Below are 23,908 nucleotides of genomic sequence, written 5' to 3'. Positions count from 1 at the left end.
GTATTTATTGTTTGGGATTCTTAGTTTTATACTAAAAAATTATAAATTAATTTATAATTTTTTAGTATAAAACTAAGAATCCCAATCAATAAATACATTGAAAAACAAGATATATCAACGCAAAAACCAAAGCCGGTTATTGGTCTGAGTATAAAAAGAATTCAATAATTCTAAGGATAGCCTTTGCATAAGGCTATCCGATTTTAAACAAAAAAATTTTTTTCAGTAGTATGCTTAAAAAATTAAGCATAAAGCAATTTCTTTTATATATCATATTTGAAAAGATTAATTTCTTGTTTTACAAACTGTACGAGTTTTGCTATTAGAATTTGAAACATTGGTTATTCTTCCAGAATAAGAACGATCTCTGATATTATTATTATCTAATCTTCTAAAATCTTTAAACTCTGTAGACTCTTTTTTATTTAAGCATTTATAATCTGGATCATCCATGTAGTTCTTCTCTAAATTAGAAATATCATTCATTTTATTTTGAACGGTATTCTTTGGTAAATCACAACCCAATATTAATAAAAAGACTATTATTTTATATAAAAAAAAAGCAATATGTTTTTTGTACATAAATCTCCTTTTCTAATTTTAATAATTTAATATACTCAAAGAATCAATTAGCAAACTCTATCATCAAGATATGCCTAATTTTGTCTTTTAATATAAAATATTAAACATGAAATTAATTAGCTTAAATTCATGTTTATTTTCCAATACCCTGAATTTAAAATTCTATTTTAAATTAATTATTTTTTCAATAGTTATTGTGTTTTATAGTAAAAATTATATAGACATAATATTTACTTAAATAAAAACATGAAAAACTCTCTTCATATAAATTCCACTAATTTAATTAAATTAACTGCTGTTTTTGAAGAATTTATAGAGGCTTTTTTATAAACTTTTTATAATCATCATAATTATTCTCATTATTAACTATATCAGATATTCCTCGTATAATTATAAAGGGAATTTTAAAATTATATGCCACAAAATTATTAAAACTTATTAATTCTAAAATCACACACGCTTATTGAACAAATTTACCTAAACACGCCTTGAAAATTTTGCTATTAATTGCGTATCCGATATGGAAGAAATTATAATAAATTAAATAAATAATAAAATACAGTTTTTAAAAAAGTGCGACAAATAAATTTAAAATTATTGCTTCTACTCTGTATTTGCTTTATGTTAAAATATTATTTGAATAATGAATAATTAAGAAAAGAAGGGGATATTAATGATAGAAAGAAACAATATGTTCATTTTACTGCTAACAACAATATTGTTTGTGTCCTGCAAGTTTTTTGGAAATTCTGGCGCAAGTAAAGAAGGCGCTTATTTACTTGATGTTACTAACAAGATTAGTAATTCAAGAATAGCTACTTCTTCAGGTGGTAAGCAAGAGAGAAATACAAGCAATACTACAGGCGAAGCTAAAAAGAATAAGAGTAGCCCTGAAATGCTTGCTGATGCCCCCCTAGCCACCACTAGTAAAGAAAAGCAAGAAACTAAAGATAAATTAACTACAGAAGACAATAAGAAGCTTATAGATTTTTTCAACAAAACTAAAACATATCAATCTATTCTAGATTCTATCTATAGCAAATATGCAAAATCTTATGGCATCATTGATACCTATGGCAGTTGTGGTGATTATAGTATTGGATGTTTTAGTACAGAGCCTTCTAAAAAGCGTAAAGAAGCTCTTAATGAACTAGAAAAAAATAAACTGGAAGAAGAGTATTCTAAGCTTAGTAAAATGCTAAAGAGTGCTGTTGCTAGTTATAAGGATAACACTTTAGAAGACGCAATAAAGAAGTATATGAAAGCTATAGAACAAGCTAGTGAAGCTGAAAATAAAATAGCGCCAGTAAAAGATTATACAGAGGCTAAAAGTGTTGATAACGAGAAAAAGAAAAAAAACATAGAACATTTAAAAACAGCTAGGGGTGTTCTTCCTATTATTAAAGAAACTATTGAAACAGCTTGCCTGTCTTATGCTGATGCTTTTATTACTGTAACATCTAGCTTATCTTGTAAAGAATTTAAGCAAGCTATTAACGAGTTTAATGCTGCCGCCAAGAAGTATGCTAATGGAGATAAAGGGGATAATGCTGCTGATGTTATTGTAGGTCCTATTTCTGGGATGACATATAGTGGATTTGAAGATAATGGATTTAGAAGAGCAAAAATGTTTGCTAGTAATAAAAACGGAACCGAGGTAGATAATATGATTAAAGCTATTGATAGATTAAGTGCTATCTATAAGAAAGTCAAGTCTTAAATAACCTATTAAGTTTTTAGTTATCCTTTCTAGTTATTTATAAAAACTTTTTCAAAGATATGTTTATACAGCTTTTTAAAAACAACTTCACCATCAATATTATTAATAGTGTTAATAAGTTCTTTTAAAAATCCACTTCATAGTAAAAAATTCATCTTATTTTGAAATATTTTATTAATAAAAGGACAGAGCTTTAGAAGACCTAATAAAGGAGTATAAGAAAGCTATAGAGCAAGCTAGTAATGCTGAATTTAAATAGAGATAGTAAAAAATTCTTCAGAGATTAAAAGTATCTCCGAAGATAAAAAGAAAAAAGCTTAGAACATTTATATCAAACTGAAAAAATCATATATAGAAAAATTGCAAGAAATAATAATGAAAAAATAATGATTAACAGATTATGCCCTAAAAACTCCTATTGCTTAAAAGCACTAGTAATCAATTATGAAAAAATACCAAAATATCTATTTATAAATAGATTATTTATTATTTCTATTTTCAATTCATTAGCATTTAATTTTTTAGTAAGAGATAGAAGATAAATTTTTTAAAGAAAAAGAAAATGAAAATAATTTTATTGTAGTAACCTATATGCATTAACTAAAAAAGATTTTAGTATTCTGCTACGCGATTTTAGAATACTAAAAAATAAAAAAGGAGACAATCACATTTCATCTTTAATTGGGGGCTATGGAAATTATTTGCATGCAAATCGAAAATTTTCAAACTTACAGCCTAACAATCCGCTTTTACTTGCATTCGAATCCAAAAAACTGCAGGGCTTAAAGAAGCTCTCTTACTAAAGAATTTATTTAGGCCCTTATTGAACTGCTACTTAATTTTAAAACTTGCAAGATTTTAATCTTCTATGTTTTAAAATAACCTTATAAATTGCTTTTTCTAACCCTTTATTCTTTTCTGCTTTCTATCTTTTATCAAGAGATTTATATTCATAGCCTTAGCATAGCACCTATCATATTTTTTTATTTCTGGAGTTAGGCATTTTTAATAATTCTACGCCAAAAAATATATTAATGCTCTTGCTAATTACAAATCCAATCATATAAATCAATACAATACAAACAAATGTTGTGGGGGTATTAACAAAAATATTTTGTGCACGTAATCCTCTCCTTATTTTATATTTATATTGAAAATTGTTTTACATGAATCATTGTATCATGCAAATAAAAAGTACGCTTAAAAAATAAGACTAATATCTTATGGGGATATTTTAGCGATTTCTTTTTAGATTATAAAAAAATAAGAAAGATAAAATTGCTTTGATTTTTATTTTTGAATTTATAAATTTTTATACTTGGTATCTATCTCTATAAAGATAAGCATAAATTAATTTATTTCTGATTTTTGCGTTCTTTATAAAGAACTTTATCAAATATAAGATAATAAAATATCAAACTTATATTTAGAAAATAATGTCTTTAATTTAGCATCATTACTTCCTTCAACTAGTGAATTAGTTTTGAGGTCTCAGGAAAATTTATAACATACCTTCTATTTTTTTTTGAATACCAAATTTGATTTGATTAACAAATTTATACTTTGTCTTATAAAATGCTTTGTTTTATTTGTTTCATTATGTATGACTTCCAAGGATTTAATTGTAGTTTTATCGCTTTCTAAAGAATTTAAAATAAAAGAAAATACATCAAATAATTCTTTTTTTAATTCTAAACTAGATTTAGTTGTATTTTTTACATATGTATTCTCATAATATAAAATTTTAACCTAAAAAAGTTAAAACTTTATATCCTTTTTTAAAGTAAATAAAACCTTGCCTTAAAAAAACTTTAACAATTTTTACGTAAAGGTATATAATGTTTATATGTTTTCATTCAGCCTATTTTTTACAGATAAATCCGCTACATTGGACAACGGTTTGCAAATTCAAACATATTCTCTAATCTGCTCTAACAAAATTTCCAGTTGTATTGAAAATCTAGACAAAAATAGATTACCATATATCGATTCTCGTAGAATCAATTATGTGGCAAACAATATATTTGACTTTGAAATTACCACCAAACAGCTAAAAATTATTCACTCTTTGATCGCAAAGCCACAAAAAACACTACATGGAATTAAATACAACTCTAATTCACAAAACATCTTCCTGGTAAACAAGCCCTATATATTAAACCTATCACAAAAACTTACTTACATTGGATCATTTGCACGTCTAAAGCCAAATCAAAGCAATCTAAATTATTATCTAAACAACACTACAGGAATCAAATTTACTATTATAAATTTGATTTCAAATTTTTTTACTGAAAAGGAACCTTGTTACAAAAATTTACATACTCTCAAACAATACATTAATGCTAATCTAAAACATAAAGGAATTTATAAAAATACTAGCAAATTGCAAAAGCAAATTATATCTAAAATCTTTTTTATTAATTAACTATGGGTGAAAAATTCTTTGTTGACTTTCTATTTGAAATAACTGCCAATTAGCAACATAACAAAAGGCACTAAATAGATATAGCGGTGTGCTCGAGCACTACTATTACAGTAATAGTACTTATTATCCTGCTGCTAACTTAGGTTTTTCCAAAAAATTTTGACTATTAATTTGTAGTTTAATATCAAGGTCTTGTGTCAAATTAGACACATCTTTTCGTAAATTCTTCTCTACATTAATTAATCTTTAGTATAAGATTATCAAATCTTACAAATTGTTTTTCTAAGTTTTACAAATCTCTATATGTAATCATTGTGACAATATCTTTTTGATAAATCTTAAGCTATTGGTTGCTCCATTTCTAGTCGAAGAAACTCTTTATATATTTAATCTTCAGTAATATTTATTTTCAACACTTGTGATTCCATAATTTCACTTACAAATCATTTACTAAACATAGTAAAATACAAATACCAGACAAATAACAGCATATTTTCAAAATTTCTACCAAGTCGACTGCGAAGTGGGCTCGGATTTTCCATTTTTTCCAACTTTTTAAGCTTACTTCTTTCGATCCTCTTAGTTATAATGCTATCGGGATCCAAGCTTTTAGAAAAAAAAGTGTACTTTTTTTTCTAAATTCAACATCTTCTTATATAATTTTTTACATTGACTATTTTCGTCCTGAATCAAATAAGCTAAAGTGTGGATATATAAAAATACACTACCTGTTTTGAATCTAAACTCAATGTAATAAGCCTTATTAAAAGTTCTAAATATTTCTTTAGGCAATTTACAAACAAAAACGTAATCGCTATAAATTCATTGCGCCTGATCTTTTTAAACCCATAAAACATCCCTAAAAACGAATTCCCCTCTCTTAATACAAATAAATGACCCCATTTTTTCTCTTTGTTTAAAGAATTTATAAAATAAATTGAAAGCCTATCTTTCTTAACTCTGGACAAAATAAAAATATTCATCAATCTTGCATGATACATGGTTTTATCATTAATAATTTCTTTCTTAAAGATCTCTATTATTTTTTAAAACTCTTATACAAATTTTTTATGATACTTCATTTGAACTATATCGTTCTCGATTTATTGACTTTTGATATTGACTATTCAAATTTATCAACCGATCCCCAATACAACCATTTATATTCCTAGTCTCCATTGAAAGCACTTTTTTAACATGGTTATTTAATTGCACTTTTTCCTTTACAAACTCCACAAACCTTTTTTTCAAATAACCTCATAATCACTAACAACCCCATCACTATACACCATTATCATACAAACTTTATATCGATATTTGGAAAACTGATCTAAAAAGCGCTCAAGCACATACTTCAAATTATTATCTTTATACTCATTTAAAGCCACTTCCAAATTATTAAGATCATTATAATAAGTTGCCTCATTATTAATAAGGTCTTTTATTCGATAAAGAAAATTTTTGGGAACGTTTCTTTTGGTTAACCTCGTTTCAATGTCTTTTTTTTCAAAATTTAGATTGTTTTTTTGAATTTTTGAATTGCTACAAGAATTCTTATAAAGAATATTACTTATATTAGCTTTATTTATAACATGCGACAGTAATTGCTTCGACATTGTATTAGCCATAGAGCTTATCATTTTCATTGCTTAAATCACTATCATATGAACTTTGTAAAGAATTTGATGAATTTTTAGAAATACTATAAGAATATTTAGGTGTAAACACTACATTTTTAATCTCTTCGTCATAATATCCTATTATTTTTTCATTTTCAAGGTTTTTTTCAAGCAACTCAACAAGATGTTTCCAAATTATCTCTTTGTGATATGCTACAAGCTCCATGTTTTGTATGTAATGTGCAACACTACCATTTCCAAGCCTTATCTTTTCTAAATTTTATTAGTCTGATTTTAATCAACCCAAACTCATTAAGAATTTTTAAATCCCGCTGCACGGTGCGCGTGCAAACAACCCTTTTCCCATCTTTTGAAGCAGATAAGCAACTATTCTATAAATATCAGAAGCCGAATAACACACAACCCCAAGTGTTTTCTTGTAATTTTTATTTTTAGTGGCAATTGCCTAATAGACTTTTAAAAGTCTATTGTATTGATTTGATCTCATTTTCTTAATTAAGGATTCGAACCGAGACACTTTAATAATCTTCAACTCTTTTTAGGATTTAGTTCTACTAATTTAAAAAGTATGAATCTTAAAGTAAGTAAAATTATAATAAAAAAATCTGATTATTGCAATAACATATTTATAAATAGCATACCTGAGAAACATTTGTTTTTCGGGGTAAGTCTTGGTTGCTTTGGCAACCCTGGACTTATTATTCACCCTTCCTTTAGGTTTTTTTCTTAGGATACATTTCTCTATACTAAAATATGTTAAGTACATAACATAACAATTCATTATTTTATCTAAAAAATTTTGACAAAAGTTTTTATTATATATATATATTTTTTTACAAAAACGATATAAAATTATCAACCACCTAATATGGTCAACGCCATATTAGATAGTTGTAAAATAATCTAACTACTAGTCTATATTTTTTTATTTTTCTCAGTAAGAAAAATAAAAAGAGGAATTAAATGATAAAAATCAGAAAACAAATAAATATTATTACTAGCATTATTGCAGCAATGTTGGAAATATCTATCTCTAGAATAGACACATACGCTTTTAAAGGAATTATAGCTGATTTAAAAACCTCAGTCTTTTGAAAATCCGGCTGAAGTTTTTAAAGAACTTGAGAGCTACTATAATGTTACAATTAAAAACGAATTCGAAGAAATAAAAAATTTTATTAAAGAAGATCTCTGAAAAACCACATCTCTTATAAATTCTGTTAACAAAGAAAATCTGGCACTAGAAATTAAAAATATTATTTTAAGAGAACGAATTAAAATACAAGAGTTGTTAAAAGAAGAGATGGAAAAATGTTTTAATTCGGTTAATTTAGTAAAAATCAATGAATAACAAAATTTTTCTATACATTTACAATTTTCCCTATAAACCACTCAAAGACTACTTTATAAGAAAGTGCAAATCAGAATTACTTGAAAGTGCATCATGTTTCCAAAGTTCCAACAAAGAAAATATAAAAAAGTTGAAATTTATAGACTTGGCTACCATTGCAAATGAAATTCAAAGAACAAAACGGAGTTATATTTCAATTTAGATGTTATTTTCTTTGTATTTTATTCATTAAACTTGTAGTAAAAAAAATTAAAAACAGTGTTAAAAAATGTTTTAATTATTTTGAAATCAATTTGCTTTTTAAAGGAATTGTAAACAAAGGCTGTTTAAGAGGTGATAATGCCTACGTTAATTCTCCAAATATGTTCCAACAGAATCTGGCATTTTGATTGAAAAGTACAAAGATGAAAGTTCTGGTTTTTATAATTTTGCAATATTAAATAATGATAGAACTGTAATTTAGGATTCACTTGGCAATTCCAAAACCGTTTCTAACGGACACTTAGAATCTTTAAGGATATTTAAAATTCAAAATAAAATCATTGTAAAGCTAGTTAAAAACAGATTAGAATTTTACAATTCTAAATTTAGAAGCAATTTAAAGGTAACATAATAAACACAATCAAAAAGATGAATGAATTATTAGACACAGCGGATGTTCAAAAACGCACTCCTAAAAGAGCTTGAAAATTCTTTTGGTAATGACAAATTAAATATTGCAAGAGAAAGTATTGCATTTATAAGTTCACTTTTAAGATTGGTTTTTTTTATGAAATACAAAATCGAAAAAACAATGAAGATAGCGCTACTGTTAAGCAAATTGACAGCTGACTAAAAGATGCAATGGAAATCTCAATACGGGCCTGTAAAGCTTTTAGAGATTCAAAAGGTGACTTTTCTGAATACAATAAGCTAATAAAGATTAGAAACGAAGTTATAAGCAAAATATTAAAAGATTTACAAAATCAAGTTTGGGGAGCTAAAAATGAAAAAACAAACACAAAAATTAATTTTTCGCTATTTTGAGCGTTATTGATATTATTATTTTGTGAATCAATACCATCACTTCCTCAAAAACCAAAACTAATTAATAAAGAAGACAATGGGGGGTAAATCTTTAATGAAGCAGAGCTTTTCAGATATTTAACTTCGCTAAATGTTTAGCTATTGTTTGTCAATCCTATGCAAACAAATACTATACTAATGAAAAATTTCCTTCATTTGAAAATTTTAATCCTTTATTTAACCATGAAAATGATATTGAGGACACCAATATACTAAAAAATCGAATTGAATATTATAAACGCTACATAAATAAAACTGAACCGATTGTAATAGAGTGTTACAAAAAACACAGTAAAAGATAATCATGGTTTTTACTAAATGCAAGATAATGGCATATAAAAATCCCAAAATACCTCAGAACTTGAAAATAGCAACTATTCTTTACAAACTTCATCTGCCTTGGAATATCTAATGATACAAATATTAAAGCTGATAATTACAATTTAGAAAATAATTGATACAAGCTTAAAGCCTACAATTCAAGTGAAAAAATCTCAAATTCAAAAGAAGAACACTTCAAAAAATTGTGCTTCTTTTAAACCCAATATTGTATTTTTTACAGATGAGGAGCAAGTTTTCAAACTTGCTCCTTTTTGTATATATTGCAAGTATTGTTTTAGAAGAAAAAATAGTTGATCTAACCTTAAAAACAGCTGCAAGCAAATTCAGCTTTAATGTAAGTAGACTTTCAGAAGAGTTCTTAATTTTTTATTTTTAGAAACGAAGACGTATTTGTGAAAATAACTGATCAAAAAAAGCTCCCTTTTAGAGAAATTTTAGAAAAATTTTTCAGCAAAGAGCTTTTCAATAGTACTAAAGGCGTATCTTTAACTATTAATAACTATTTAAGTCTTTTAAAATTTGTATTCGAAAATTCAGTTCAATCTCCAAATTGCTGATGAAGCTAGTGGGGCAATCCTCGACAAAGTTTCAGCTGTAATTATTGATTCTGGAGAAGATATTGAGACTATTTTCAAGCCTTGTTATATGAATTTAGATATACATATACTTTCTCAAAAACAGGTAAGTTATAAATTTTAACAATTTAGAAAAGCGAGGCAATTAAGCAGGATGTTGAAATCTGCTCTTTAGATGCGTCTAGTTATGTTATGTCAAAAAGTAGCGCTAGTAATTACGATTCAACCAAAGTCATTTGAAGAGAAGGCAAGTTCCAAAGCAAAGAAGAAGTAATATCAAAAAACGACCATTATACTAAGCGCCAATAAATGTAGCTAATCCTGACAATTCGCTTTATGTAGCGGTGCTTCAAAAAGGTGTGGTGTATTCTGACTTTGGCTGCAAAGTCGGCAGCAGCGGTGTTTTTTAAGAATATTGCCCTAGCGGCTGGTTAGATACAGTTTACAAATGGATTTCAAAAAACATAAAGTTTGGCACGACCACTAAACCATAAACGAATATTTGGCAATAATTTCTACACATAATCTAGAAGCAAGATTTACTGCTGATCCTGCCATCAAGCTTGTAAATAAAGAATATTTTCCAACTAAAGCTAAACTTTGGTTTGTAGAGACACTTCGAATGATCAGGGTTCTCGTTACATCTACTATTTTGACATCTATGGTAACGTTTTTTATACCACAACTATATTGTAATACATAGTATTATGTACTATAATATATAGTGTCTTATATTAGTATTATATTCTATTAAGTAATTCTATTAAGTAATTCTATTAAGTAATTCTATTAAGTAATTCTATTAAGTAATTATTAGATTTTAAGCAAAGGAGAATATTTATGAAATATAATACAATTATGGGTATACTTGTATTTTTATTTTTGCTAAATTCCTGCAATCCGGATTTTAATAACGTAAAACAAAAAAAAGATATTAATAAAAAAACAGCTCCAAAAAAAGAAGGACATGATAAAGAAATAAAAAACGAATTGATTAGTAATTTAAGAAATTTAATAGAAATAAGTAATGCAGATAGAGAAAAATATGTAAAAAAAATAGAAGAAGAGCCTAAAAATCAATATGGAATGGGGGTTTTCGGAATGTTGGGCTGGGTGGACGCGCCAGAGTTGATATCGTCTAATTCCAAAAGATCTATAGAATTTAGAAAACATGTTTATGTAATATTAAATGATATAGATACTAATGACTTGGGTGAATTTTCAAAAATTTTAATATTGTCAGGACAGGGAGAAATCCTTAACATTTTTAGCAGATTAGGAGAATTTTTAGATTCTGCGATTGTTAACTTATATTCTAAAAAAGAGACTTTAGACAAACTAGACATCTCAGATTTAGAGAAGATCAAAAATTATTTTGAAGAATTATGGTCTATAAAGACAGTCTTCTCAAAAATGTTGAGCAGGCTTGTATTAGATTATAAAAACGATAATGATCTTATAAAAACAGATACTGGTAAGCTAAGGTCTTATGCGTCTGCAATATTAAATCAAATTAAAGGAAAAGAAATAACAGCGGAGAAACTGAGAAATAGAATAAATAAAATAATTTCAATATAAATTCAAAAAATACAAATAAATAATTTATAAGCTCAGTTATTCGTTGAAATATGCTTTTAGTTTACTTTTTCATTGTTACTTTTAGCAAAAAAATAAGTAATTTTGGATAGAAAGGAGCAAGATAGATAGCAATCTTAATATGATATAAGTCTTCTAGCCCGTAAAGAAGGTTTAAATATGGGAAGTATATTTAAATAAATTTTAATATACTTCCCATAACGTATTGTAAGTTATGGCATTCAAAATTTAAACGACATCATAGAAAGGCCTGATTATATAGCTTCTGTGAAAGTGTAGCTGGTTCGTTGATAGGAAATTAATTATCGAATATAAAGATTTAAAACCGATTTTATCTCCATCTTCAAATCTTAAATTGGAACTTAGTGTGAATATTGCTTATAACTTTAGTATTAATTCTATTGCTGTTAATTCAGAGTAGGCAACATGTACTTACTAGGCTCGAACTTAATAAGCTCTGGATTAAACGGATAGGCAAGTATTTGGGGCTTTAGTAAGTTTGAAGTTTCAATGTAAACATCTTCTCTATTGTTAATAACTTTAAAGTTTGGATCAAAGCATCTTCCAATTTTACACAACTAATTGCAGAAGCTTGTGTTGCTACATATGGTTTTACCAATTTCAGAGAAGTTGCGGAGTCAACTATTTACCATCATAGGTGTAGAAAATTCATCCCTCAACTCTAGTTTTGAAAGTCCAGATTCAATTTCTTCAAATATTTTATCCATTTTATCCTTATTACCATTTTTAACTTCTTCTTTTATTTGTTCGGGCATATTAAGTAGTCCATGCATATTGGGAAGTAAACGTTTTTATTTTTACCATCTTTTTGAATTGAAACAGTTCCTGTTAGTACAAAATGATTGATAAGTTTAATAATTTCGCTGCTTGCAAGTTTATAAGCTTGAGCTTTCCTTATATAAAATAAAAAGATATAATATGTTTAATATATAATATCGTCTTAATTAATTTATATATTTAAATTTAATAAATAAACTAAAGAGGAAAATAGAAAAGAATGATAAAAGGGAATATGCTTATTTTAATATTAATAACAACAATACTTGAATCATGTAAATTCTATAGAAGTGATGATGTAAATAAAAAAAATACACCTTTAAGTGGCGCGACTAAAGGGATTGGCGATATAGGTTCAGTTGTTTTAGAACAAGACAGAAACAAAAAAGGTAATGCCGCTACAAATAAAGTTGCTTCGGCTGAAGTTATAGGACATGCTGGCAGTAGTGAGCTTATATTTAATAACGATCCTGATTTTAATGTTAGTGAATACAACCAAGAAAGAACTACTGGCAAATTAAGCGAAGAAGATAGGAGTAAGCTTAAAGTCTTTTTTGATAAAACAATAGCATATCAGGGGATGTTAGATTCTATCTATAACAAAAATATAAGCTATTATAACACTATCGCGACTTATTCTAGTTGTGTTGATTATAGCATTGGATGTTTTAGCAAAGCCCCCTCTAAAAAGCGCAGCCAAGCTCTTGATTATTTAGAAAATAACAATCTAGAGGAAACGTATTCTACCCTTAATAAAATACTAAAGGAAGCTGCACATGATTATTGCCCCAAACCCCTAGACAATGCAATCAGGGAATATAAAGAAATTATAATAAAAGCTAAAGAGGCTGAAAATAAAATAAAAAAAATAAACGATTTTATAGATGATGAAAAAAATAATAAGGAAGAAGGGGAAAAAAGTGTAGATAACTTAAAAAAAGTTAGAGATATTCTTTCTGTTTTTAAAAAGATTATAGAATCTGCTAGCGTGGCTTATGCCGATGCTTTTGCCATTATAGTATCTAGTTTGTCTTCTCCCGAATTTATTGAAGCCGTTAATGAATTTAAAGAAGCCTCCAAGAAGTATGCTAATGGAAATAAAGGGGATCATGCTGTTGATGTTATTGTGGGCGCTATTGCTGGCATGGCTTTTGATACATATGAAAATGGATTTAAAAGGGCAAAGATGTTTGCCAATAAAACAACAGGTAGAGAGGTAGACAAAATGGTTGCTGCTATTGATAAGCTAAGCTCTACTTATAATACAGTTAGGTCTAAAAATAGAGATAAACAAATAAGCAATAAATACAACAATTTAAGGAATATAAAGAATATCCTTAAATCGTAGAATCATTACCTGAGATAACTATTCCCAAATCAAATTTAAACTTTATTTGGCTTCTATAAGCCAAATAAAGTCGTACAAATTAATGAAAAAGAATGTTATATTAATATATATCATAAGTAGATATTTTCCATTTTAATTTAGCAGTCGTTTATATACTTTCTATATAGTATTATGTGGTTATGAGCAAACAAAAATAGGAAACTTTTTACAAAGAGCTTAAAATCTATTTTATTAGCTAAAAAGTACGTGTAAATAATACAAATCAAAATATAGATTTATAATAAAAAAGTCAAAAATTAAAAAAGCAGAAATAATTAAACTTTGGTTCAAAAAAATACTATTTCAAATAAATAAGCCACAAAAATTATAATTTCATTTATTATTCTATATTAGAAAAAATAATAAGTGCTAATAGAGCTTATACATACAAAATTTATCCTAACACTAATGTTTTATCGTTATTTTAGCATATAGGCACTCAACTGCTATTGAAATATAATATTTATCATCAGTATCTTTTACTGATACTACATTTTTAATAAGTTAATTACTTTTAATATTCCTGTAGAGCTAATTTTATAAATCCTATTTTAGGTAGCTTTATATAATCATTTTCTATTCTTATTGAGTTTTTTTGATTATTGGTTCTAAAAGTTTGTCTATTTTTATTACTTTTATATTTAGGGTGGAGTATTCTTTTTAATTTTTTGATAAAAAACCATTCATCATAATGAATTAATTTTTTTTTAAAAAAAATAATTTATTTTATATAATCATAGTATTAATATAATTATATAAGGAGAATAAAGCGAAAATAAAAAATACTTACCATAAAATGGTATTTTTAACACTTTTAATTTTTATTTCAGCCTTTAGTTAAGACGGCCAACATAAACAGGACAAAGAAAGTATTAAGCTATTCAGAAGAGACTAATAGTACATATTTAATAAAGAACACTAATTTTTTCAATTACTAAAAAATAGAAGACATAAGAACTAAACACAGCATGGCTCCAAAACCGCCCTCTTATATTTAAGCGGGGTAATATATTTTTTACAAAACATACATATTAACACTAAAATCTATGGAAACAACCGAATCAATGAAAATATTTGAAGAAATACAAGACATCGTGAATTGCAATATTGAGATAATAGAGGCTATTTCTAACAACAAAAGCAAAAGCAAAAGCAAAAGCATCATATCTTCACTAAAAGCAACGCGCAATAAAATCATGAAAGAATATGTAAGCGCTCTCAAAATAGGTGAAAATGTTTAAATTAACAAACTACTATTAATTACTTTACTACTATGTAATGCTACCATTGTTAGTTTACTAGAAGATCTAGAACCTCCAATTATTCAAACACTAAAATCTTTAGCTAAATATGAGGCAAAACTATCAAATTATGTTATGTATTTTATAACATTCTTAACTAAAACAAAATCTAAGGTTAATGATCCGAATTATCCAACATATACTTATCCAAACTTAGCAATACTAAAAGATGAGCGCTCTATAGCTTCAATAAGACATAATATAAACTACTTTTAGAGTACAGTTAAAAAACAAAACCTATGGCAAAAAGTCTATAATTAACATTATAAGTTAAAAATGTAAATTTCAAAAAAGGTTTTCTTGCAAGAGAATATACTTCAATACTTTATATGTATAAATAGACCCCCGCAAACCAAACTAATGTATAATAAGCTATAAAGGAAAATATTGTAAAAACCATGCTAACAAATACTGCAAGTATACCCGAAGAACAAATATACAATGGGTTTATAAGATTGGGGATGGAATAACTAATAGTACAAAATTTATCTAAAAGATATTATCACAATGAACTTACATATAGGGATTTAGAAAATTTAGAAAAACAATTTGGTATAAAGTTTGATAATCTTGTTTCTAAGATAAATTCTGTAAAAAGCGAACTTGCTGTTAAAATGAATTTTATAGAAAAGAATTTAGATACCAAAATAGATGGTTTAAATGCTAAGACTATACAGCTATTGTTATATAACTAATTACTGGATTTTTCAAATAGTAATTATCAAAAATCCCTAAAATATAATTTATCATTTTCAAAAAATCCTTTTAAAAACAAAAATTCAATAATAATTGTTTATCTAATATTTAGTAGCAATAATTAGTTAATTAAACATTACTAATAAAAAAAGGAGAGGAGAGTGGAGATTATCAATATATTACTTTGTTTATTTTTTATTCTACTAAACAACCGTAATTCCAATAATAAAGATGCTTTTAATAAAAATAATAAAATATAATATCCAAGAAGTAAAAAGCATAAAAACGTGATTTAAGCAATGCAGAAAAACCTAAATCTAAAGAAGAATTGCTTAGAAAAAAACTATCTGAAGATCAAAAAACACAACTTGCCTGGTTAAAAACGCTTTAGCCGATGATGGATAATTTGATAAATTTTTAGGATATGATGAATATAAAATAAAATCTACGCTTGATCACATAAAAAGTGAACTTAATAAATACAATAAAAACGATGAAGAAAAAACACTTTTAAAGCTGTAATTCAGGGAGCACTTGGCGGCAGTATAGATAATTTTGCAACTCAAACAACTACTACTTGCGACAACTAATTAATATAGCAAATATAGCAGTCCCCTTATTTAGGGGCTTTACTAAGTGGGGATGTATTACTACACTGCAAATATATAATCAAATTGTTTATCTTCTTTTAACGTGCAAAAGAATAATAGCGGGATAGGACCATAAGTAGTCCTCTTAAACGCCATAAACTTTTCAAAATCTTGTAAATCCTTTAATCTATTATTTGTTTTTTTTGAAATAGTTTTTTATAATCTCCACCCAATAGTTTATACTCTTAAAGTCACTATTTTCCTCAAAATGAGCAATTAAATTATCTTCAATTCTTGATATCATCAATATTATTGGGATCTATATTCTAAATAAAGTTTATTGAATAATTGAGCTTATATCATCTTTTGTTGTAGGACTATTTACCCAGTTTTTTATATTAGACAACGCTTCTTTAAAAACACTGCAATAATAAAACCCATCTTTTCTTTGTTTTTGTTTAATATCTTTTTCCTGATTTTGGATAGTGTTATTTTTCTGAATTTGATTAATCTCTTGTTTTTGTTCCTTTTTTTGTTCTTGATTTTGATTAACGCCAACTTGCTTGTTGGGCATATAATTTCCGTTTTCACAATTATTGTGAGTGGAACCCGCATCAGTATCAACTTCACTTTTTATATTAAAATATGCAACTAAAGCGTACCTTTTGAAATAATAAATTTTCTTTTAATACACAAATACTTATAGAAAATTTACAATGGAGCAATGAAAATGGATCTAAAATGTAAATACAGTACCACAACTAGCTAGGGCAGCTACTCATATCTAAGGCTTTTACTGTAAAATATGGCCCTAATAACATATTCCTTTTGACCATCTATAAATTTAGATATTGAATATTGCTCAAAATAAAGCTCCAAATTGTGATTTTTAATCACGTTTTCAATTTCTTCCACTATATCATTGAAATCCTAGTATTTATATCTATATCCTTTAAGATTTTTATCAATCCCTGGTAAATTCATTTTTTAGGTTTTCATATCTTTTCTGAAGCTTCTTTTTTGTTTGTATATTATTTTGTATATTTTCTTGATTATTGTTTGTTGTATGTAGTATAACCGTCAACCTCCATAATTTTGATTAATAATAATTATATATATCAAAAACTTTTTTTACAAAAATTTTTACAAAAAAGTGGGACTTAACCAAACTCTTTTTACAAAGAATCTCGTTAAGTACCCACCATATTATTATTTTTTGCAAATTATCAAAATTATAGTAGGTGCAAATGTCAATATTTAAACAACTACGTTATTTGTAGTATAGTCTAACTTAAAACTAAAATCAATTTATCTTTTACTAAATTACAAAAAAGTATATTTAATTAATAAGATTAATAATTTAATTTAATATTTTTTTAGAAAAGTATTTACTTTTAAACCAAAATTTTGCATTATATTATTAGTTATTATTAATCAAAATTATGGAGGTTGATGATTATGTCAATATCAATCAATAAAAAAAATCCAAATTGCTACAACAAATTACAACATAAATTAATAGTTCTTATCTCAACGCTAGACTACATAAACACCAAATATAAGAAATATACACAACAAAACATACTCTATTACTTTAATGAAAATCTAAAAAGAAACGGGCAAGCTACGACTACATTAAGAACATTACAAAAATACCTTTACAGATTAGAAAAAGAAATAAAGGTAACAACTAACTACTACAAACATTTGGGGGTAAATTTTGGAACTGAAATTTACTATCACCTTAATTATAAAAAAAATGAATGCTACTTTAAGATAAACCAATACTTTCAAGAAAAAAAACACTCTCGATTTAAATCGAGAGTGAATAACTACCTTAAAGGCAAATCTCCAAAAAAGGGTAATGTAGGGTTGGGAAAGTGTTTATATAATAAAAATAATATAAAAGAAGAAAAAAAATCTAATAAAATAGAAAAATATAAAAAACTAAAATATTTTAATAAATGTAACTTTTTCGATAAAAAAACTCTTTCAAATTTATTAAAATTAGATATTAGTGTAGATTTGGCAATTAAAATATTTAAAACCGTAAAAAAGCATGAAAACAGGTTTACAAAAAGTAAATATAGTTCTTTAAATAAATCTTACTTTAAAGATAAACAAAACAAATTAAAAGAAATTTTAGATAATACTAAAAAACAATTAGGGGAAAAGGGATGCAATCTAGAACAATTGGAAATAAAATTTAAAAAAATATATGAAAATTACAAAAACAAGCCACATTTTATTATTGAACATCAAAAATATAGCGATTTAAACAAAATAACGTGCAAATTAGAAAAATCAATCGAATTGAAAAAAGAAAATTCACAAAAAAATTACGAGAATATAAAGACAAACATTTTCAATATACTCATTGAACAACTAAAAGAAAAGACAAATATTGAATTTCTAAAGCCAATTATAAAAACTTATTTGAATAGCAAAAAGAAATTAGAATATAATAAAGTATTTGATTTATATAATTATGAATTATTAGAAATAATAAAAAATGATAATAGTTCTTTAATGTTAAAAGAAGTTGTATGAGGATTTAATATGGAAATTGCATCAGAACTTGTAAAAAAAGGAAAATGTAAAGTTGAATGTCAAAATAAAGAACGATTTATTTTGAGTGAAAAAGAAAATGGTAAAGCAATGTATCATACAAAAATAATGATGGACATTTATAAGTTTGGAGTTTGTGAGAAAAAACATGAATTTAGATTGTCATTAAGAGCATTATTTAATGGAGAAAGAATTGTTGAAGAAACACATTTATATCCTATTAAAGAAGGGGATAAGTTTATTGGAATTTTTTACGGGTTCAGAAAACCAATAAAAAAGGCTATTATAAAGTATGAAGTAAACGGAAATAGAAAATCTTATGGATTTGCAAGGGCATATTATATAGAGTTTAGATTTAAAGCGGGAAGTGTCTTTTGTTACTTTAAGGGATTATATCGCTTGTTAGATAAAAAAAGAATAAATAACCACTACAATAAAATATTATTTAGTATGTTTACAGATTTAGAGCAAAAAGTATATGAATTTTATGGAAAAAAATATCCAGAACAAGGACCGTTAACAAAATGGATACTAAAAAACCTAAAATAATAACAATTGCCAGTCTTAAGGGCGGTGTAGGCAAAAGCACAACTTCAATAATTCTTGCCACCCTTTTATCAAAATCAAAAAAAATTCTTCTAATAGATATAGATACTCAAGCATCAATAACTAGTTTTTATTTCAATAATATACAAAATAAAAATATTAATTTGGAAAAGTTTAATATATATGAAATATTAAGAGAGGGTTCTTTAGAAATAAGAAGTGTTATTATCAATATTAATAATAATTTAGATTTAATCCCCAGTTATTTAAGTTTGCACAAATTTAATCAAGAATCAATTCCATTTAAGGAATTAAGATTAAAAAAGAAGTTAGAATCTATACAAGACAACTATGATTATATAATAATAGATACTCCACCAAGTTTAGACTTTACTTTAACAAACGCTTTAGTAAGTAGTCAATATATTTTAGTACCGATAACCGCTGAAAAATGGGCAGTTGAAAGTTTAGATCTTTTAGAGTTTTATTTAAGGAAAATAGGAACAAATGCTCCAATTTTTATATTGGTAACACGATTTAAAAAAAACAATACCCATAAACAACTGCTAGACATTTTAAAATTGAGAGAGGATTATTTAGGGATTATATCTGAAAGAGAAGATTTAAATAGGAGAATAGCAGAAAATGATGAATTTGATTTAGATAAAGATTATGTTTGTGAGTATAAAAAAATTCTTGAATGTTTTTTAAATAAGATGCAAGTTACACCATCTTTTGGATGGCGTATATAAAAAGGTGTTCTTTGTAGAAAAAAATTCCGGTGCCGGAAAAAAATATGAGGTGATTTGTATATGAATATACAACTAAATAAAAGAAATTTATCTACCGATAACGATGTTATAGTTAGGTATAAATCGTTAAAATCTCAATTAACAATAAATGTTAAATCTGAAATTTGTTCTAGATTAGAGACAATGAAAATTTTAAAAGAGATTAAAGATAATGAATATTACAAACTAGACGGATATAAAAGTTTTGAAGATTTTACAAAAGACTATAAATTGGCAAAAACTCAGGCTTATGATTATTTAAGAATTGCTAATGCTATAGAAGAGGGAATAATAGAGGAAGAATTTTTAGTACAAAATGGATTTAGACAAACTCTTTTTGTACTAAGAAATAAAGAAAACATAATAATAAAGAAATCCAAACAAAATTGGATAAAGCCCCTAAGATTTCAGCTTAAAAAACAAGAAAGCTATAATTTTTATAAAAAACATGCCAAATTTACAAATTTTATGATGGATGAGATTTTTGAAAATCAAAAAGATTTTCTTAATAAACTTTTTAAAAAATATAAACAATTAGAAGAATAATAAAAGGATGTTATGAACAATTTAGCGCATAGAACATACAATATAGAAAGTATAAAAAATGAATTTTTAAATATTGGGTTTAGCGAAGAGGCAATAGATTTTGTTTTTATTCATAATGATAATTACAACTTTGAATATTTAAAAGAGAAATTGATTGATGTAGAGAGAAAAATTTACGAAAAGATATATCTAATTTAGACGTTAAGATAGATAATGTGGAAAAGAATTTAGATACTAAGATAAATAATGTAAAAAGTGAAATTACTAATAAGATTAAAAATGAAGCAAAGAATTTGCAAAAAGACATATCTAATTTAGATATTAAGATAGATAATAAAGTAAAGAATTTGAAAAGAATTTGAGAAGAGATCTCAATATAGGGAACAGTCGGGTACATTTTATGATATTAACAGCGGCAATTCTGGGCCTAATTTTAAACGCCCTGTTTATGAGATATTTACAGGGCGGAAAATAATAAAAATAATATACAATTCATTTTTATAAAATTGAAATACTTAATTGGTTAACAATTTTTGTAGGAAAGTTGACAAAAGTAGTTTTTTTATATAATTATATATAAAAATAATAGATGCTGAAGGTAAAATATGATAAATGTTTCAAATGAAAACAATAATCCACAAGACAATATAGATAACGGTATAAATGGAGAATCCAAAATGTTGCGTGTTAATCAATAAAGTTTTATTGGGGGTGAAGTATTCGAGGAAAAATTCTCTTCCATTAAAGAAAAAAGTAAATTAAGCAAGATAGGTAAAAAATTATCAGGAATAAGTAGTCAAGAGTGTTTTAGATTTAATTGTAATATTGGTTTTAGTTTTTTGAGAAACAAGCTTGATAAATGCAGTGATAATATTACGGTTTTGCACAAAAATAGATATGCCAATAGTGTTTTAGGAATTCCAGAAACCATAATAAATTCTAAGTAATTGATGATTATTGCTAAAAGAATTGACAAGATATTCACTGATTAGAATAAATTCATTGGAATTTATTCTATAAAATTTTTTTTGTTTGGTAGATTCCCATTACACACGAGATTTAACAATAAAAAAGAATCTATTATCCCCTCTTTAAACCCCTTAATCAATAAAAGGCCTTATTTATATATTTATATTCTGGTATTTAATTTATACGCTAAATTATTCATACATGTTATACTCCCTAATATATCAATTGGTCATAATAAAATCTTTTTGTGCTTTTGTTGAAAATAAAAATTTTCCCCAATTAGTATTTATAGATAATATTTAAGTATTATATTATATGTGTTTTGTATTGATTTTTAGTATACTAGACATGACCAAGAGAATAGCAGAGAGCTATAATATAAACCCCTTTCTTCCCCCTAGAAGGCTTTCATTTTGGTTAAATCTATACCTCTATTCTACTACTTAGATTCATGTTTTTCCCAAATTTAATATTTTTTCTTCCAAGTGAGCAAACTCTTTATTTACTTGATCCATCTTAGCTTTAAGATCTTATTGATACTTTTTGGCATTCTTAAACATGCTTTCTGCATTATTCATTGTTTCTCTGGCTTTTTCTATCCAATAATAAAAGTAAGAATAATCATAATATGCCATAGAAGAGCTGCCATCTTTGGTTTCTCCTAAAGCATCAAACTGCCCTTCTCTTTATATTTTCAAAACCATCCCTGACAATTTTTAATACACTAACTACATCACTATAACATGCTTTGTCAGCATAATCCCTACTATTTTTAGCCTTAACAATTGCTTTGTGTAGGTCAGGCAATAATTTTCTCTTAGATTCACTAATCCTAGATTTTTTTCTTGCTTTTTGAAGATCAGATTCAGCAGTATCAATCTTAGTTTTTATTGCATCAAGCTCTGGCCTTATCTTATTTAAACTAGCTGTCATTTTATCAGTCTCTGTTATATAAAAAGAGGCTTTATTCTCAATATTCTCAGCTTCCTTAGCTTTATTAGCAACTTGTTCAGAATAATTATAACTAGCATTCTCACTGCTAGTTGATCTACTATCAACTGAAAACCTCATATTTATGTCCTTGCTTATTTGCTTTTCTAATATATTTCCTTTTTGGCCGCTTTTCCCCCCTTCAATTGCACTCCTAATCCTACGCTTACCTCTATCACTATCTTGTACATAATAAGTAGTTAAAATATCGGTTTCTACATTATCAGTAGACCCCACAATTAATTTATTTTTCTTCAAATATTCCCTTTTATTATCTAAAGGCTCTTCTTTTTTATCTACTAATTTTTCATATAGCTTACACAACATAAAATTGCCACTAATTAAACTAATTATAATTAAAACCTTAACTATTAATCTCATTTTATAACCTATACATATTTAAATAATATACCATAACAGTTTAATCAACTTTACTGCTTTTATCTTTATTGAAAATCTATAAATTAAGTAGCAACTAAATCAAACTCTGCTCCTCATCACCTTCTTAATACTATTTTGTTAATTTAAACAACATCTTATTATTTAGTTTGTTTACTAAGATACTGCACTTACATCTTCTCTATTAACTTAATTAGCTATTATATTGATTAAATCATAAAACACTAAATAGCCATATAAGATAATTTTCTTCTGCAAACGTACAATCAGACTTCACAAATTTCTTAGAAACTTTTCTAAGTTTAGAATATGTAATATAAATAATATTTTGTAAAATAACCAAATAAAAAGGGGGGGCTTAATGATAAGAATCAATATGTATATTTTACTACTAGCAATAATAATGTTTGTATTTTGCAAGTTTTTTGGAAAAAAAATCACAAGTAAAGAAGGAGTTTCCTTGTTTGACACTACTAGCAATATTAGTAATCCAGGTTCAGTTGCTTCGGGACAATAAGAGGGAAATAAAAATAATGTTATAGGTGGTGAAGCTGCTTTAGCTCAAGTTGATGTTCATGATAGTAGCTTTGCTATGCTTACTGATGATTCTGATACTAAATGCTAGTTCAGAAAAGCAAGGAGAAAAGGATGCTAAATTAACTAAATAAGACAGGGATAAGCTTAATGATTTTTTTTAAAAAACTATAACATATCGATGTAATTTAGATACTATTTATAACAAATATACAAAATCTTATAATACTATTAATACCTATACTGGTTGTAACAATTATAGTATTGGGTGTTTTAGCAAAGAGCCTTCTGAAAGAGCATAGTCAAGCCCTTGATGCATTAAAAACATTAAATCTAGACAAAGAATATTCTAATCTTAACAATGTGCTAAAAAAGCTGTTTCTGTTTATAACAAAAAAGATTTAGAAGATACAATAGAAGAGTATAAGAAAGCTATAAAATAGGCTAGTGAGGCTGAAAGTAAAATAAAGACAGTAGAAGATCATCAAGAAGCT

Annotated in this window: 24 protein-coding genes and 10 pseudogenes; 24 read left to right on the top strand and 10 right to left on the bottom strand. The window is 26.1% G+C overall.

Annotated features, from left to right (window positions below; genetic code table 11):
* Positions 1 to 285: 285 nt before the first annotated feature.
* The gene (locus DB318_RS05550; RefSeq protein WP_151074441.1) at positions 286 to 582 is read right to left on the bottom strand and encodes a DUF5425 family lipoprotein; all 297 of its coding nucleotides are present in this window, start codon (positions 580 to 582) and stop codon (positions 286 to 288) included.
* Between the two features lie 673 nt (positions 583 to 1,255).
* Here DB318_RS05550 and DB318_RS05545 point away from each other — a divergent pair.
* From DB318_RS05545 to DB318_RS06110, 3 genes are all read left to right on the top strand, one after another.
* On the top strand, positions 1,256 to 2,302 hold the full coding sequence (locus DB318_RS05545) for a hypothetical protein (protein WP_151074440.1): 1,047 nt from the start codon (positions 1,256 to 1,258) through the stop codon (positions 2,300 to 2,302).
* Between the two features lie 1,603 nt (positions 2,303 to 3,905).
* The gene (locus DB318_RS06160) at positions 3,906 to 4,037 is read left to right on the top strand and encodes a hypothetical protein (RefSeq protein WP_272872980.1); all 132 of its coding nucleotides are present in this window, start codon (positions 3,906 to 3,908) and stop codon (positions 4,035 to 4,037) included.
* A gap of 111 nt (positions 4,038 to 4,148) precedes the next feature.
* Positions 4,149 to 4,730: a hypothetical protein gene (locus DB318_RS06110; protein WP_236840950.1), complete on the top strand. Its 582-nt coding sequence runs from the start codon at positions 4,149 to 4,151 to the stop codon at positions 4,728 to 4,730.
* Between the two features lie 183 nt (positions 4,731 to 4,913).
* Here the strand turns inward: DB318_RS06110 and bdr (DB318_RS06270) are convergent.
* The 5 genes and pseudogenes from bdr (DB318_RS06270) to DB318_RS06095 form a co-directional block, all read right to left on the bottom strand.
* A pseudogene (bdr, locus tag DB318_RS06270) lies at positions 4,914 to 5,116 on the bottom strand (Bdr family repetitive protein); the annotation flags it as partial.
* 223 nt (positions 5,117 to 5,339) lie between these two features.
* Positions 5,340 to 5,480 (bottom strand): DUF226 domain-containing protein, encoded by a 141-nt coding sequence (locus DB318_RS06265; protein ID WP_419465850.1) that lies wholly within the window; start codon positions 5,478 to 5,480, stop codon positions 5,340 to 5,342.
* Complete coding sequence (locus tag DB318_RS05535; RefSeq protein ID WP_151074438.1) at positions 5,429 to 5,731, bottom strand: DUF226 domain-containing protein; 303 nt, start codon at positions 5,729 to 5,731, stop codon at positions 5,429 to 5,431. The genes DB318_RS06265 and DB318_RS05535 overlap by 52 nt, the downstream gene beginning before the upstream one ends.
* Positions 5,732 to 5,977: 246 nt before the next feature.
* Positions 5,978 to 6,376 (bottom strand): plasmid maintenance protein, encoded by a 399-nt coding sequence (locus tag DB318_RS06100; RefSeq protein WP_236840949.1) that lies wholly within the window; start codon positions 6,374 to 6,376, stop codon positions 5,978 to 5,980.
* A complete protein-coding gene (locus DB318_RS06095) occupies positions 6,351 to 6,575 on the bottom strand; it encodes a hypothetical protein (protein WP_236840948.1) in 225 nt (74 codons plus the stop codon). Before DB318_RS06095 ends, DB318_RS06100 begins: the two co-directional genes overlap by 26 nt.
* A 758-nt stretch (positions 6,576 to 7,333) precedes the next feature.
* Here DB318_RS06095 and DB318_RS06155 point away from each other — a divergent pair.
* The 9 genes and pseudogenes from DB318_RS06155 to DB318_RS05495 form a co-directional block, all read left to right on the top strand.
* Entirely contained in the window at positions 7,334 to 7,465 is a 132-nt protein-coding gene (locus DB318_RS06155; protein WP_272872979.1) for a hypothetical protein, read from the top strand.
* A gap of 417 nt (positions 7,466 to 7,882) precedes the next feature.
* Positions 7,883 to 8,110 carry a DUF261 family protein gene (locus tag DB318_RS06090; protein WP_236840947.1) on the top strand — a complete coding sequence of 76 codons (228 nt, stop codon included), beginning with the start codon at positions 7,883 to 7,885 and terminating at the stop codon, positions 8,108 to 8,110.
* A 266-nt stretch (positions 8,111 to 8,376) separates the two neighbouring features.
* Positions 8,377 to 8,556, top strand: a complete 180-nt coding sequence (locus DB318_RS05515) for a hypothetical protein (RefSeq protein ID WP_151074437.1) — start codon at positions 8,377 to 8,379, stop codon at positions 8,554 to 8,556.
* A gap of 8 nt (positions 8,557 to 8,564) precedes the next feature.
* Complete coding sequence (locus DB318_RS06085) at positions 8,565 to 8,747, top strand: hypothetical protein (protein ID WP_236840946.1); 183 nt, start codon at positions 8,565 to 8,567, stop codon at positions 8,745 to 8,747.
* Positions 8,748 to 8,860: 113 nt separating this feature from the next.
* Positions 8,861 to 9,088: a BBA14 family lipoprotein gene (locus DB318_RS06080; protein ID WP_336510998.1), complete on the top strand. Its 228-nt coding sequence runs from the start codon at positions 8,861 to 8,863 to the stop codon at positions 9,086 to 9,088.
* Between the two features lie 260 nt (positions 9,089 to 9,348).
* A complete protein-coding gene (locus tag DB318_RS06075; RefSeq protein ID WP_236840945.1) occupies positions 9,349 to 9,504 on the top strand; it encodes a hypothetical protein in 156 nt (51 codons plus the stop codon).
* Positions 9,505 to 9,647: 143 nt separating this feature from the next.
* Complete coding sequence (locus DB318_RS06070; protein ID WP_236840944.1) at positions 9,648 to 9,827, top strand: hypothetical protein; 180 nt, start codon at positions 9,648 to 9,650, stop codon at positions 9,825 to 9,827.
* 716 nt (positions 9,828 to 10,543) lie between these two features.
* A complete protein-coding gene (locus DB318_RS05500) occupies positions 10,544 to 11,281 on the top strand; it encodes a CRASP family complement regulator-acquiring lipoprotein (RefSeq protein ID WP_151074436.1) in 738 nt (245 codons plus the stop codon).
* A 301-nt stretch (positions 11,282 to 11,582) separates the two neighbouring features.
* Positions 11,583 to 11,720: pseudogene (locus tag DB318_RS05495) on the top strand (DUF787 family protein); the annotation flags it as partial.
* Here the strand turns inward: DB318_RS05495 and DB318_RS06210 are convergent.
* A pseudogene (locus DB318_RS06210) lies at positions 11,710 to 12,209 on the bottom strand (hypothetical protein); the annotation flags it as partial. The pseudogenes DB318_RS05495 and DB318_RS06210 sit on opposite strands and share 11 nt — an antisense overlap.
* A 108-nt stretch (positions 12,210 to 12,317) precedes the next feature.
* On the opposite strand from DB318_RS06210, the gene DB318_RS05485 reads away from it, so the two are divergent.
* Positions 12,318 to 13,445, top strand: coding sequence for a hypothetical protein (locus DB318_RS05485; protein ID WP_151074435.1), 1,128 nt, complete (start codon positions 12,318 to 12,320; stop codon positions 13,443 to 13,445).
* Positions 13,446 to 13,907: 462 nt separating this feature from the next.
* On the opposite strand, the pseudogene DB318_RS06055 reads toward DB318_RS05485, so the two are convergent.
* Positions 13,908 to 14,157, bottom strand: a pseudogene (locus DB318_RS06055) (RNA-guided endonuclease TnpB family protein); the annotation flags it as partial.
* Between the two features lie 340 nt (positions 14,158 to 14,497).
* Here DB318_RS06055 and DB318_RS05480 point away from each other — a divergent pair.
* The 4 genes and pseudogenes from DB318_RS05480 to DB318_RS05470 form a co-directional block, all read left to right on the top strand.
* Positions 14,498 to 14,725 (top strand): annotated as a pseudogene (locus tag DB318_RS05480) (BlyB family putative holin accessory protein); the annotation flags it as partial.
* A complete protein-coding gene (locus DB318_RS05475) occupies positions 14,726 to 15,001 on the top strand; it encodes a BBA14 family lipoprotein (RefSeq protein WP_419465849.1) in 276 nt (91 codons plus the stop codon). It begins immediately after the preceding pseudogene.
* A 257-nt stretch (positions 15,002 to 15,258) separates the two neighbouring features.
* Positions 15,259 to 15,453, top strand: a pseudogene (bdr, locus tag DB318_RS06050) (Bdr family repetitive protein); the annotation flags it as partial.
* 189 nt (positions 15,454 to 15,642) lie between these two features.
* Positions 15,643 to 16,071: pseudogene (locus DB318_RS05470) on the top strand (Mlp family lipoprotein).
* 60 nt (positions 16,072 to 16,131) lie between these two features.
* Here DB318_RS05470 and DB318_RS05465 read toward each other — a convergent pair.
* Positions 16,132 to 17,146, bottom strand: a pseudogene (locus DB318_RS05465) (ERF family protein).
* A 383-nt stretch (positions 17,147 to 17,529) separates the two neighbouring features.
* Here DB318_RS05465 and DB318_RS05460 point away from each other — a divergent pair.
* The 6 genes and pseudogenes from DB318_RS05460 to DB318_RS05430 form a co-directional block, all read left to right on the top strand.
* Complete coding sequence (locus DB318_RS05460; RefSeq protein ID WP_151074433.1) at positions 17,530 to 18,621, top strand: plasmid maintenance protein; 1,092 nt, start codon at positions 17,530 to 17,532, stop codon at positions 18,619 to 18,621.
* Between the two features lie 9 nt (positions 18,622 to 18,630).
* Positions 18,631 to 19,188: a DUF226 domain-containing protein gene (locus DB318_RS05455; RefSeq protein WP_151074432.1), complete on the top strand. Its 558-nt coding sequence runs from the start codon at positions 18,631 to 18,633 to the stop codon at positions 19,186 to 19,188.
* On the top strand, positions 19,164 to 19,937 hold the full coding sequence (locus DB318_RS05450) for a ParA family protein (protein WP_151074431.1): 774 nt from the start codon (positions 19,164 to 19,166) through the stop codon (positions 19,935 to 19,937). The genes DB318_RS05455 and DB318_RS05450 overlap by 25 nt, the downstream gene beginning before the upstream one ends.
* 60 nt (positions 19,938 to 19,997) lie before the next feature.
* Positions 19,998 to 20,522, top strand: a complete 525-nt coding sequence (locus tag DB318_RS05445; protein ID WP_151074430.1) for a chromosome replication/partitioning protein — start codon at positions 19,998 to 20,000, stop codon at positions 20,520 to 20,522.
* A gap of 12 nt (positions 20,523 to 20,534) precedes the next feature.
* Positions 20,535 to 20,997 (top strand): annotated as a pseudogene (gene bdr, locus DB318_RS06045) (Bdr family repetitive protein).
* A 130-nt stretch (positions 20,998 to 21,127) separates the two neighbouring features.
* Positions 21,128 to 21,382, top strand: a pseudogene (locus DB318_RS05430) (DUF244 domain-containing protein); the annotation flags it as partial.
* 778 nt (positions 21,383 to 22,160) lie between these two features.
* Here the strand turns inward: DB318_RS05430 and DB318_RS05425 are convergent.
* Complete coding sequence (locus DB318_RS05425; protein WP_151074428.1) at positions 22,161 to 22,862, bottom strand: hypothetical protein; 702 nt, start codon at positions 22,860 to 22,862, stop codon at positions 22,161 to 22,163.
* A 379-nt stretch (positions 22,863 to 23,241) separates the two neighbouring features.
* Between DB318_RS05425 and DB318_RS05420 the strand changes: the two genes are divergently transcribed.
* The gene (locus DB318_RS05420) at positions 23,242 to 23,397 is read left to right on the top strand and encodes a hypothetical protein (RefSeq protein ID WP_172964878.1); all 156 of its coding nucleotides are present in this window, start codon (positions 23,242 to 23,244) and stop codon (positions 23,395 to 23,397) included.
* Positions 23,398 to 23,908: the final 511 nt, after the last annotated feature.

The organism is [Borrelia] turdi (assembly GCF_008828755.2).
Classification (GTDB): domain Bacteria; phylum Spirochaetota; class Spirochaetia; order Borreliales; family Borreliaceae; genus Borreliella; species Borreliella turdi.
Note: the sequence above shows the minus strand (reverse complement) of the source record. Positions and strands in the feature narration are given on the sequence as shown.

Excerpts from the sequence above, each read along its gene's own strand:
- DB318_RS05485 (WP_151074435.1), top strand. The coding sequence starts at position 12,318 with ATGATAAAAGGGAATATGCTTATTTTAATATTAATAACAACAATACTT.
- DB318_RS05535 (WP_151074438.1), bottom strand. The coding sequence starts at position 5,731 with ATGTATCATGCAAGATTGATGAATATTTTTATTTTGTCCAGAGTTAAG.
- DB318_RS06155 (WP_272872979.1), top strand. The coding sequence starts at position 7,334 with ATGATAAAAATCAGAAAACAAATAAATATTATTACTAGCATTATTGCA.
- DB318_RS06090 (WP_236840947.1), top strand. The coding sequence starts at position 7,883 with ATGAAATTCAAAGAACAAAACGGAGTTATATTTCAATTTAGATGTTAT.
- DB318_RS05545 (WP_151074440.1), top strand. The coding sequence starts at position 1,256 with ATGATAGAAAGAAACAATATGTTCATTTTACTGCTAACAACAATATTG.
- DB318_RS06095 (WP_236840948.1), bottom strand. The coding sequence starts at position 6,575 with ATGGAGCTTGTAGCATATCACAAAGAGATAATTTGGAAACATCTTGTT.
- DB318_RS05445 (WP_151074430.1), top strand. The coding sequence starts at position 19,998 with ATGAATATACAACTAAATAAAAGAAATTTATCTACCGATAACGATGTT.
- DB318_RS05450 (WP_151074431.1), top strand. The coding sequence starts at position 19,164 with ATGGATACTAAAAAACCTAAAATAATAACAATTGCCAGTCTTAAGGGC.
- DB318_RS06110 (WP_236840950.1), top strand. The coding sequence starts at position 4,149 with ATGTTTTCATTCAGCCTATTTTTTACAGATAAATCCGCTACATTGGAC.
- DB318_RS05550 (WP_151074441.1), bottom strand. The coding sequence starts at position 582 with ATGTACAAAAAACATATTGCTTTTTTTTTATATAAAATAATAGTCTTT.
- DB318_RS05455 (WP_151074432.1), top strand. The coding sequence starts at position 18,631 with ATGGAAATTGCATCAGAACTTGTAAAAAAAGGAAAATGTAAAGTTGAA.
- DB318_RS06160 (WP_272872980.1), top strand. The coding sequence starts at position 3,906 with ATGACTTCCAAGGATTTAATTGTAGTTTTATCGCTTTCTAAAGAATTT.
- DB318_RS05500 (WP_151074436.1), top strand. The coding sequence starts at position 10,544 with ATGAAATATAATACAATTATGGGTATACTTGTATTTTTATTTTTGCTA.
- DB318_RS05425 (WP_151074428.1), bottom strand. The coding sequence starts at position 22,862 with ATGAGATTAATAGTTAAGGTTTTAATTATAATTAGTTTAATTAGTGGC.
- DB318_RS05460 (WP_151074433.1), top strand. The coding sequence starts at position 17,530 with ATGTCAATATCAATCAATAAAAAAAATCCAAATTGCTACAACAAATTA.
- DB318_RS06085 (WP_236840946.1), top strand. The coding sequence starts at position 8,565 with ATGGAAATCTCAATACGGGCCTGTAAAGCTTTTAGAGATTCAAAAGGT.
- DB318_RS05420 (WP_172964878.1), top strand. The coding sequence starts at position 23,242 with ATGATAAGAATCAATATGTATATTTTACTACTAGCAATAATAATGTTT.
- DB318_RS06100 (WP_236840949.1), bottom strand. The coding sequence starts at position 6,376 with ATGAAAATGATAAGCTCTATGGCTAATACAATGTCGAAGCAATTACTG.
- DB318_RS05515 (WP_151074437.1), top strand. The coding sequence starts at position 8,377 with ATGTTCAAAAACGCACTCCTAAAAGAGCTTGAAAATTCTTTTGGTAAT.
- DB318_RS06075 (WP_236840945.1), top strand. The coding sequence starts at position 9,349 with ATGAGGAGCAAGTTTTCAAACTTGCTCCTTTTTGTATATATTGCAAGT.